Raw genomic sequence first — 9450 nt, 5'->3', positions numbered from 1 at the left:
ACGACCACCGGCGCCTTGGTCGCCAGGAACAGCGTGGAAAGGAAGTCGTCGGCCAGCCCGTTGGCGAACTTGGCCAGCGTGTCCGCCGTCGCCGGCGCCACGACCAGCGCGTCGATCGACTGCGCCACCCCGATGTGCTCGACCGCCGAATCGATGTTCGGCTGCTCCGCCCCGGTCCCGAACAGGTCGGTGATGACCTTCTCGCCCGAGAGCGCTGCGAAGGTCAGCGGGCGCACGAACTCCCGCGCCGCGCGCGTCATGATCACCTGCACGCGCACTCCGCGGTCCTGCAGCAGGCGGACGAGCTCCGCCGCCTTGTAGGCCGCGATCCCTCCGCACACTCCCAGGGCGACTTTCATAGCCAATCGTTGATTCTACTTCGTTGGGATCGCCGATTGCCGATCCCCGATTGCCGATTCAGGTACATCCCGCCTCGATCGCCAATCGGCGATTGGAGATCGGCAATCTATGGGATGCGGCCGGCGCGGGAAAGATTCCGACACACCCGTGGCGCGGGCGTGCTTAGGCGGATGAAAAGGAAGGACTTACTTGCGTCCGAGCGCGTGATCGAGCAGGTCGCTGACCGAGTCCTTGGCCGTCTTCGCGGGGCCTGCCCCCACCACGTGCCCGACCTTGCCGGCCTCGATCTCCTGCTGCGCGATGCGACATGGCTTGCGCGACGCCGTGTCCACCAGCGGACGCGAGCCACCCTGGAGCTGCCGCGCGCGCCGCGCCGCGACCAGGATGTAACGGTAGTTGCTGTCGAATCCTTCGATGAGCTTCATGGACTTCCTCACGGGACCTCTTACCGCTGGGGGGTGGCGGACATCTGGAACGACTTCAGGACCGACTCAGCCTTCGTCTTCATGTTCTCGCGCAGGTTGCGCTTCGAACCCTCGGCCACCGCTTGCTCTTCCGGCGTGAGCGGCCGGCCTGCGCGCTTCAGGCGCTCGCCGACCACGATGCCCTTCAGTTGGTCGATGGAGAGTTCCAGCTGGTCGTTCACAAGAATATAGTCGTAATTCGGGTAATTCTCAATCTCCTTGGCCGCTTCCTGCAGTCGCCGCTGGATGACCGCCTCGGAATCCGCGCCCTCCGCCTCGCTCCGCCGCCGCAGCCGCAGCTCCAGCACCTGCCGCGAGGGCGGCAGCACGAAGATGCTCACCGAATCCGGCGCTTTCTCCTTCACCTGCTTCTCGCCCTGCACGTCGATGTCGAGCAGCAGGTCCTTGCCGCGCAGCTCGGCCTCGCGCAGGAACCGCCGCGCCGTCCCGTAGTAGTTGCCGAACACGTCGGCGTGCTCCAGGAACTCGCCCTGCCCGATCATGCGCTCGAACTCGTCGCGCGAGATGAAGTAGTACTCCCGCCCGTTCTGCTCGCTGCCGCGCTTCGACCGCGTGGTGTACGACACGGAAAACTCCAGGTCGGGCACCACCTTGCGGATCTCGTTCACCAGCGTCGACTTCCCCGACCCGCTCGGCGCCGAGATGATGTAAAGGATCCCGCTCATTCGACGTTCTGCACCTGTTCGCGCGCCTTCTCGATCTCCGACTTCATCTTCAAGCCGAGCTCGGTGATCCGCAGCCCTTCCCCCGAGACGCCCGCCGTCTTCGACAGCAGCGTGTTTGCCTCGCGGTTCATCTCCTGCAGCAGGAAGTCCAGCTTCTTGCCGATCTCCGTGCCCTGCTCCAGCAGCAGCTCCAGGAAGTGCGCGATGTGGTTGTGCATGCGCACGATCTCTTCCTGGATGTCCGACCGCTCGGCCAGCAGCGCCGCTTCCTGCAGCACGCGGTCCTGGTCGGCGTGGTTGCCGATCAGTTCCTTCATCCGCGCCTCGACCTTCTCCAGGTATGCCTTCGAGACCACCGGCCGCAGCTTCTCGATCTCGGTGGTCGCGGACTTCAACCCCTGCATCCGCTCGCGCAGCTCGCGCTCGATGCCCTTGCCCTCCAGCGTCCGCATCTCGTTCAGCAGCCCCACGCACTCGTCCAGCTTCGCCAGCACCGCCTGCTCGAAGTCGCCGTCCACGCTCGCCATCGCCGAGCTCAGCGCCCCCGGCATGCGCAGGATGGCGTTCAGGTCGGGCTCCGCCGAGACCGCGAACTGCTTCGCCGCGGCGCGGAACGCCTGCACGTAGCCGCCGACCAGGTCCTTGTTGACCTCGAACTGCGCCGTCGCGCCGCGCTCGATCCCTAGGATCACGTCCACGTGCCCCCGCGCCAGCTTGTCTTTCAGCGCGCGCCGCAGCTTCATCTCCAGCGCGTCCGTCTCCGACGGCATCCGCAGGTTCAGGTCGAGGAAGCGGTGGTTCACCGACTTCAGCGACAGCGTGAAGGCGAGCTGCTCGCCTGCCTGCCCCTTCACTTGCGCGAACGCGGTCATCGAACGCACGGGCATCGGCGGCGCGCCTCCTTGTTGGGGAAAAAGGTCCGGCTGCACTCCTCGAGCGAGAGCTTTCCGCACGCGTAGAGTGTCCACTGGCTGCGCATCGGCTTGCTGTCCTTCCCCATCCAGATCCCCTGGTCGTAGTTCGTTGCCGAGAACGTGCTGTACCCGACTTTCCGCACGTACACCGACGCCATCGGGCCGCCGCTGCCATGCGGCAGCAGGTTTACCAGCTTTCCCGCGCCCGTCTCGAGCAGCGGCACCCACATCCGCCGCTCGGGAAACTTCGCTACGCCGCGCTCGTCCGTCATCACCGTCGCGTACTTGCCGTCACGGAACGGGTAATAGGTCCACGTCTCCGTGACCTCGACCTCCGCGACCGGGCTGCCGGCCTCGTCGCGTGCCACGATCTCCCACTCCGGCGCCACCACCACCGGCCGCGGGAACAGCAGCGCCACCAGCGCCACCGCCATTCCGATCAGGATGGCCCGCTTCATACCGTCGGGAGCTTCGAGTCCAGCTCGACGAACTGCAAATCATACAGCCGGCGGTAGGTGCCGTCGCGCGCCATCAGCGATTCGTGCGTCCCGACGTCGGTGATGCGCCCGCCCTCCAGCACCACGATGCGGTCGGCGCGCCGCACGGTCGAGAGCCGGTGCGCGATCACGAACACCGTGCGCCCCGTCATCAGGTTCGCCAGCGCCGACTGCACCAGCGACTCGCTCTCGGCGTCGAGCGCCGACGTCGCCTCGTCCAGGATCAGGATGGGCGCGTTCTTCAAGATGGCGCGCGCGATGGCGATGCGCTGCTTCTCGCCGCCCGAGAGCCGCGTGCCCTTCTCTCCGACCACGGTGTTGTACCCGTCCGGCATCTGCGTGATGAAGTCGTGCGCCAGCGCGGCCTGGGCCGCGGCTTCCACCTCCGCCTGCGAGACCTGCTGCCGCCCGTACGCGATGTTGTTCCGCACCGTGTCGTTGAACAGGATGGTCTCCTGCGTGACGATGCCGATCTGCGCGCGCAGCGACGCCAACGTGACCTCCCGGGTGTCGTGCCCGTCGATGGTGATTCGACCGTCCGTGACGTCGAAGAAGCGCGGCACCAGGTGCACCAGCGTGCTCTTGCCCGCGCCGCTCGACCCGACGATGGCCAGCACCTCGCCCCGCTTCACGCTCAGCTCGATGCCGTGCAGCACGCCGCGCTCTTCCGTGTCGTCGGCGTAGGCGAAGCTCACGTTCTCGAAGCGCACCGACTCGTGGAAGGCCGGCAGCTGCTCCGCGCCCGGCTTCTCCCGGATCTCATCCTCTTCGTCGAGGAACTCGAAGATCGAGGAGCTCGCGCCCAGCGCCTGCTGGAAGTTGTTGTTGTAGATGGCGAACTTGCGCACCGGATCGTAGAGCTTGAACACCGCGAAGATGAAGGCCAGGTAGACGCCGGGCGTCAGGTAGCCGACTTTGATGTAGTCGCGCCCGAGCAGCAGCAGCAGCGCGATGGCGATGGCGCCGATGGTCTCGATCACCGGCCCCGTGATGGCGTAGGCCGAGACCGCGCGCAGGTTCGCGCGGAACAGGCTCCGGGCCGCCTGCCGGAAGCGCGCGCCCTCCCACGCCTCCATGCTGAATGCCTTCACGATGCGGTTGCCGGTGATGGTCTCGTGCAGGATGTTCTGCACCCCCGCGAGCTGGTCCTGGCCCTTGCGCGTCGTCGAGCGCACGCGCTTCCCCACGCGCCGCGCCGAAAAGAAGATGAACGGGATGAACACCAGCAGCACCCACGCCAGCTTCCCGCCCAGCAGCGCCACCACGCACGCCGTGAAGATCAGGATGAAGAACTGCTGCAGGAACTCCGCCAGCACCGTCGACATCGCGAACTGCACCTTCTCGATGTCGTTGATGATGGTCGACAGCAGCGTCCCGGTGCTGTGCTTCTGGAAGAACGCCGCCGAGCGCCGCAGGATGCCGTCGTACACCTGGTTGCGCAGGTCGGTGATGAGCCCGAAGCCCGCGTAGTTCACCAGGTACGTTCCCAGGTAGTCGCACAGCGCCTTGAACAGCGTCGCCATCACCATCGCGAACGCCACCACCGTCCAGGCATTGTGGAAGTGCGAGGGCACGAACTGCTGCAGGTAGACGGGCGGGCCGCCCCCCGGCATGCGGAACAGCAGGATGTTCTCCGAGCCCGACGCCGGATTCAGCACGCGGTCGAGCACCGGCCCGATCAGCAGCACGCGGAAGGCGTCGAACAGTCCCACCAGCGCCATCAGGAACACGGACGCCCCGAGCTGCAGCCAGTACGGCCGCACGTAGCGCAGCAGCCGCGTCAGTTGCCGCATCGGGACCTCTTATGTGAGGGAGCGGAACGCAAGCCTAGATTCTAATCTGTGGACTGTGGACCGTGTACTGCGGACTACTTCGGCGAGTCCCGATGCTGCACCTTGACGCGATACCCCGCGCGCGCCAGCCGCTGCTGCACCTCTTCCGCGATCATCACCGAGCGGTGCTGCCCGCCGGTGCACCCGAACCCGATCGTCAGGTAGCTCTTCCCTTCGCGCACGTAGTGCGGCAGCAGGTACGCCAGCATGTCCACCACCTTGCGGATGAACTGCCGCGTCTGCGGAAAGCTCCGGATGTACCGCGCCACCGCCGCGTCGCGCCCCGTCAGCGGCCGGTACTTCGGGATGAAGTGCGGGTTGGGCAGGAAGCGCACGTCGAACACCAGGTCGGCCTCCGCCGGCACGCCGTTCTTGTAGCCGAAGCTCACGCACGAGACCATGATGTTCTTGTCGCGCGGCTCGCGTGCGAAGCGCCGCGTGATGTGCGCGCGCAGTTCGTGCACGTTGAACTTGGTGGTGTCGACCACCATGTCGGCCAGCCCCCGGATCGGCTTCAGCCGCCTGCGCTCCGCGGCCAGCGCCGCCTTCACCGTCGAGCCCTTGCCCAGCGGATGCGGCCGCCGCGTCTCGCTGAACCGCCGCAGCAGCGCCTCGTCCGACGCTTCCAGGAAGATGACCCGCGTCGGCAGCGCCCGCTTCAGCGACCGCAGGATGCCCGGCAGCCGCGGCAGCGCGTGCCCTTCCCGGATGTCGGCGACCAGCGCCGCCCGCGGGATCTGCGCCGACTCCCGCACCAGCTCTGCGAAGTTCGGGATCAGCTCCACCGGCATGTTGTCGACCGAGTAGTAGCCCAGGTCCTCGAGCGCCTTCAGCACGCTCGCCTTCCCGGACCCCGACATCCCGGTGATGACCACCAGTTCGGTCCCGCGTTGGAGCGCCTGCCTCCCGCTGCGCCGCGCTTTTCGGCCCTTCTTCGCCATCCTCTCCATGCTATCAGCCCACGCAAACAAAACGGCCCCGCCGCGGCGGGGCCGTGAGCTCCTCTCCGTCATCGCGCCGCTGCCGCTCCCAGCGCGTTCGGCGCCTGCCCCGCAATGGCGTTGATCCCATCGCACATCTTGCTCACCACCATGAACACCAGCACCAGGCACGCCGGCGGGAAGATCAGGTAGCAGATCAGGAACGCCAGGAATGTCCCCTCCGACGCCGGCTCGCCCGGCACGTTGTGCCGCGCCTTGTAGCCGTTGTAGTCGGCCGCCCAACCCCAGATCGAAACGAACATCCAGTACAGGTTGAAGAACGGGATGAACAGGAACCCGACCGCCTGACCGGGTGTCGTGCGCACCTGCCCGTCCTGGATCGCCTGCCACGCCTTGTACAGCAGCACCAGGAACGTGATGGCCGGCACCCACATCGACAGCATCGCCAGCATCATCATGCCGAAGGCGCCCGCGATGACCGCGCCCGCGGCATCCTGGTTCCCCCGCTCCTGCGCCGCCGCCGCCCCGCCGATCAGGGCCACCATGAACAGCAGAAAGAAAACCACTGCCAGCGCCATGCCGCCGCCGATCAGCAGCATGTACGTGTTCTTTTGCACCGGTCTGACCATGGAGCCTCCTTCGGGGGCGGCTGAGTTTTACTCCGGAACCGCGCCCGGAACAACAACAATCAACGCGCTCCTGCCTGCTTCAGCAACTGGATCATCTGCGGATCCGGGCCGGCGGACCCGCTGCGCGCGCTCGCCCGCGCCAGCGCCGTCTCGCCCCGCGCCGTGCGGCGGTTCGGGTCCGCGCCCGCCTCGAGCAGCTTCTGCGCCACCTCCACGTACCCGCGCGACGCCGCCTCGATCAGCGGCGTGTTCCGCTCCCGGGTGGTCGCGTTCGGGTCGGCGCCGCGCTTCAGCAGCAGCTCGACCTGCGGCGCGTCGCCCTGCGCCGCCGCCAGCAGCAGCGCCGTCGTGCCGCTCGCCGACGCCGCGTTCACGTTCGCCCCTTTCCCGAGCAGCGCCAGCGCGCAGCCGTAGCAGTGCGCTTGCGCCGAGATCATCAGCGGCGTCCAGCCCACGGTGTCGCGCGCGTTCGGGTCGGCGCCCGCTTCCAGCAGCATCTGCACCGCGCTCGGATGTTCCTCCGAGCACCCGTGGTGCAGCGCCGTCCAGCCGCGGCGGTCCGCCAGCGCCAGGTCTGCCTTCTTCACCTTCGGCACCGAGAGCAGCGGGCGCATCACGTCCTGGTCGCCCTGCGCCGCCGCGAACATCCACAGCGTGTGCCCTTCGCGGTCGCGGACGCCCGCGTCCGCCCCGCGTCCGAGCAGCAGCTCCACCGCCTCCGGCTTGCCTTCCAGCACCGAGACGGTCAGCGCCGTCCAGCCGTTCACGTCGGCGGCGTTCACGTTGATCTTGGGAGTGTCGAGCAACAGCGGCATCAGCTCGACGTCGCCGAACTCCGCCGCCGTCATCAGCGCGGTCACGCCGCTCTCGTCGGCCGCGTTGATGTCGGCCTTGCTCGAGAGCAGCAGCTTCACCATCTCGGCGTCGCCGCCTTCGACCGCGATCATCAGGGCCGAGACCTTGTGCTCGTCCGCCGCGTTCGGGTCGGCCTTCTTCGCCAGCAGCTCGCGCGCCCGCGCGACGTTGTCGTTCTCGACCGCCGCGAGCAGCTGCTGGTTCAGCTTCTCGCGCGCCGCCGCCCACTTCGCCGCGCGCTCCGCCGCGCCCGCCGGATCCACCGCCTTGGCAGCCTTCTTGCTGGGCTTCCCTGCGGCGGGCTGCTGCGCAGAGAGCACACCGCCGGCGCTCAGCGCGAGCGCCATCAGCCAGTGACACACTTTCGACCTGGACATGGAAGTGGCCTTACTCGGAACCGGTTCAAGGGGGAGGAAGATTGCCGAGATTGTAGGCCGGTTCTCTCTCACCGCAGCAGAAAAAAAGAATGGGCGGTCGCGTCAGCGACCGCCCTTCCTCATCTGTGGACTGTGTACCGTGGACTGTGGACTGCCTTCAAGGCGCTTCGATCAGCTCCATCTTGCCGTCCTTGGTCCGGTGCAGCACCTTCACTCTGCCTTCCTTGTCGCGGAAGACGAAGACGTCGCGGTCGCGGAACTCCGCCTCCTTGATGGCCTCTTCCAGCGTCAGCGGCCGCAGCGCGACCGCCTCTTCGGACTTGACGACGTGCGCCTCCGCCATCCGCACCACCGCCGGAAACCCGTGGACGACCACCGGCACCGCGGTCGAAGCGCTCGCTCCCACCGCGATCTGCATCCGCGGCAGCTCCGGCGCCTCCGCCGCGGCCCAGCGCTTGTGCTTCGCGTTGCGCTTCTTCGCCCGCCAGCGCCCCTTGTACTTCACCGCCTGCCGCTCGATGCGGTCCAGCGCCTCGCCGATCGCCACCGTCATGTCGCTGGTCTCGGCGACGCCCACGATGGGATGGTTGCGCACCGTCACCGTGATCTCCGCGATCGCACGGTGCTTCTCCGTCGCCAGGATCACGTGCGTGTCAAAACTTGTTCCGAGGATCTTTTCGAGCTTCGTGAGGCCGTGCTCGAGCTGTTTGCGGATCTGGGGAGTGATCTCGTACTGCCGTCCCGTTACTTCCACGCTCATTGACTCCCTCCTTAAGGACCGTCGCGGCGGGCGCCGCAGGCCGTCCGGGTGGAACCAAAGCTCAGTGCATTCGTTTCGCGCCCTTCCGGGGTATCCCCCGTGGATACCCAACCGGGCTAGTTCTTGATCCTCCTTTGATGGGTCGATGGGATCTTCATGTCCTCGCGATACTTGGCCACCGTCCTGCGCGTGACCTGGATGCCCTGCGACTGCAAGATCCGCGTGATCTGCTCGTCGGTCAGCGGACGCGCCGGGTCTTCTTCTTCGATGAGTTTTTTCACGCGGCGCTTCAGGATAAGCAGCGACGTGTTCCCGCCCTCCGGCCCCTGCACGCTCTCGGAGAAGAAGTAGCGCAGCTCGAACACTCCCTGCGGCGTATGCGCGTACTTGTTGGCGACCGCGCGCGAGACCGTCGACGGGTGCACGCCGATCTCCTCCGCCACTTCCTTGATCATCATCGGCTTCAACTGGTCCACGCCCTGGTCGAGGAACTCGCGCTGCCGCTGCACGATCGAGTAGCACACCTTCATGATCGTCTGCTTGCGCTGCTCGATGTTCTTGATCAGCTGGATCGCCGACTTGTAGCGCTCCTTCACGTAGTTGCGGACGTCCTTCTCCGCCGCGTCGCGGTGCAGCAGCTTGCGGTACGTCGGGTTCAGCCGCAGCACCGGCATGTCGTCTTCGTTCATCAGGATCAGGTACTCGTCGCCCTGCTTGATGAACGCCACGTCCGGCTCGATCAGCCGCGGCTCCACCTTGTTGTAGCGCAGCCCCGGCTTGGGATCGAGCCGCTTGATGAACTCCAGCGCCGCCTGCACCGCTTCCACCGGCTTCCCGATGGCGCGCGCGATCTCCTTGTGCTGCTTGTTCTGCAGCAGCTTCAGGTGGTCGCCCACGATCGCGATGCAGTCATGGATGACCGGCAGCGTCTCCAGCCCTTCGTCTTCGGCGAGCCGGCGCTGCGAATCCAGCTGCAGCAGCAGGCACTCGCGCAGGTCGCGCGCCGCCACCCCCACCGGGTCCATCTCGCGGACCAGTTGCAGCGCTTCCGCCAGGTCGCGTTTGTCGAAACGCGCGCGGTGGTTCGAAGGCATCTCGAGCAGCTTGGAGCGCACCTTCGCGGCCTGCACCTGCG

The 9450-nt window shown here is 66.9% G+C and carries 11 protein-coding genes; all 11 read right to left on the bottom strand.

Annotated features, from left to right (window positions below; genetic code table 11):
* Positions 1-359, bottom strand: a 359-nt coding sequence (locus VLA96_01835; GenBank protein HSE47927.1) for a flavoprotein, incomplete at its 3' end; no start/stop codon positions are given.
* Between the two features lie 186 nt (positions 360-545).
* Positions 546-785, bottom strand: a complete 240-nt coding sequence (gene rpoZ / locus VLA96_01830) for a DNA-directed RNA polymerase subunit omega (GenBank protein ID HSE47926.1) — start codon at positions 783-785, stop codon at positions 546-548.
* 20 nt (positions 786-805) lie between these two features.
* Positions 806-1510, bottom strand: coding sequence for a guanylate kinase (gmk, locus tag VLA96_01825; GenBank protein ID HSE47925.1), 705 nt, complete (start codon positions 1508-1510; stop codon positions 806-808).
* Positions 1507-2397, bottom strand: coding sequence for a YicC/YloC family endoribonuclease (locus tag VLA96_01820; protein HSE47924.1), 891 nt, complete (start codon positions 2395-2397; stop codon positions 1507-1509). The genes gmk and VLA96_01820 overlap by 4 nt, the downstream gene beginning before the upstream one ends.
* The gene (locus VLA96_01815) at positions 2379-2882 is read right to left on the bottom strand and encodes a hypothetical protein (protein HSE47923.1); all 504 of its coding nucleotides are present in this window, start codon (positions 2880-2882) and stop codon (positions 2379-2381) included. The genes VLA96_01820 and VLA96_01815 overlap by 19 nt, the downstream gene beginning before the upstream one ends.
* Positions 2879-4714, bottom strand: coding sequence for an ABC transporter ATP-binding protein (locus tag VLA96_01810; protein HSE47922.1), 1836 nt, complete (start codon positions 4712-4714; stop codon positions 2879-2881). The genes VLA96_01815 and VLA96_01810 overlap by 4 nt, the downstream gene beginning before the upstream one ends.
* Before the next feature lie 74 nt (positions 4715-4788).
* Positions 4789-5694: an RNase adapter RapZ gene (gene rapZ, locus VLA96_01805; protein ID HSE47921.1), complete on the bottom strand. Its 906-nt coding sequence runs from the start codon at positions 5692-5694 to the stop codon at positions 4789-4791.
* A 68-nt stretch (positions 5695-5762) separates the two neighbouring features.
* On the bottom strand, positions 5763-6323 hold the full coding sequence (locus VLA96_01800) for a hypothetical protein (protein ID HSE47920.1): 561 nt from the start codon (positions 6321-6323) through the stop codon (positions 5763-5765).
* A gap of 59 nt (positions 6324-6382) precedes the next feature.
* Positions 6383-7555, bottom strand: a complete 1173-nt coding sequence (locus VLA96_01795) for an ankyrin repeat domain-containing protein (protein HSE47919.1) — start codon at positions 7553-7555, stop codon at positions 6383-6385.
* Positions 7556-7712: 157 nt separating this feature from the next.
* The gene (raiA, locus tag VLA96_01790; protein HSE47918.1) at positions 7713-8315 is read right to left on the bottom strand and encodes a ribosome-associated translation inhibitor RaiA; all 603 of its coding nucleotides are present in this window, start codon (positions 8313-8315) and stop codon (positions 7713-7715) included.
* Between the two features lie 116 nt (positions 8316-8431).
* On the bottom strand, positions 8432-9450 hold a 1019-nt coding region (gene rpoN / locus VLA96_01785; protein HSE47917.1), incomplete at its 5' end, for an RNA polymerase factor sigma-54.

It is taken from the genome of Terriglobales bacterium (assembly GCA_035457425.1).
Classification (GTDB): domain Bacteria; phylum Acidobacteriota; class Terriglobia; order Terriglobales; family Acidobacteriaceae; genus JACPNR01.
Note: the sequence above shows the minus strand (reverse complement) of the source record. Positions and strands in the feature narration are given on the sequence as shown.

Coding starts and splice junctions, on each gene's coding strand:
- rpoZ (HSE47926.1), bottom strand. CDS start 785: ATGAAGCTCATCGAAGGATTCGACAGCAACTACCGTTACATCCTGGTC.
- gmk (HSE47925.1), bottom strand. CDS start 1,510: ATGAGCGGGATCCTTTACATCATCTCGGCGCCGAGCGGGTCGGGGAAG.
- VLA96_01820 (HSE47924.1), bottom strand. CDS start 2,397: ATGCCCGTGCGTTCGATGACCGCGTTCGCGCAAGTGAAGGGGCAGGCA.
- VLA96_01815 (HSE47923.1), bottom strand. CDS start 2,882: ATGAAGCGGGCCATCCTGATCGGAATGGCGGTGGCGCTGGTGGCGCTG.
- VLA96_01810 (HSE47922.1), bottom strand. CDS start 4,714: ATGCGGCAACTGACGCGGCTGCTGCGCTACGTGCGGCCGTACTGGCTG.
- rapZ (HSE47921.1), bottom strand. CDS start 5,694: ATGGCGAAGAAGGGCCGAAAAGCGCGGCGCAGCGGGAGGCAGGCGCTC.
- VLA96_01800 (HSE47920.1), bottom strand. CDS start 6,323: ATGGTCAGACCGGTGCAAAAGAACACGTACATGCTGCTGATCGGCGGC.
- VLA96_01795 (HSE47919.1), bottom strand. CDS start 7,555: ATGTCCAGGTCGAAAGTGTGTCACTGGCTGATGGCGCTCGCGCTGAGC.
- raiA (HSE47918.1), bottom strand. CDS start 8,315: ATGAGCGTGGAAGTAACGGGACGGCAGTACGAGATCACTCCCCAGATC.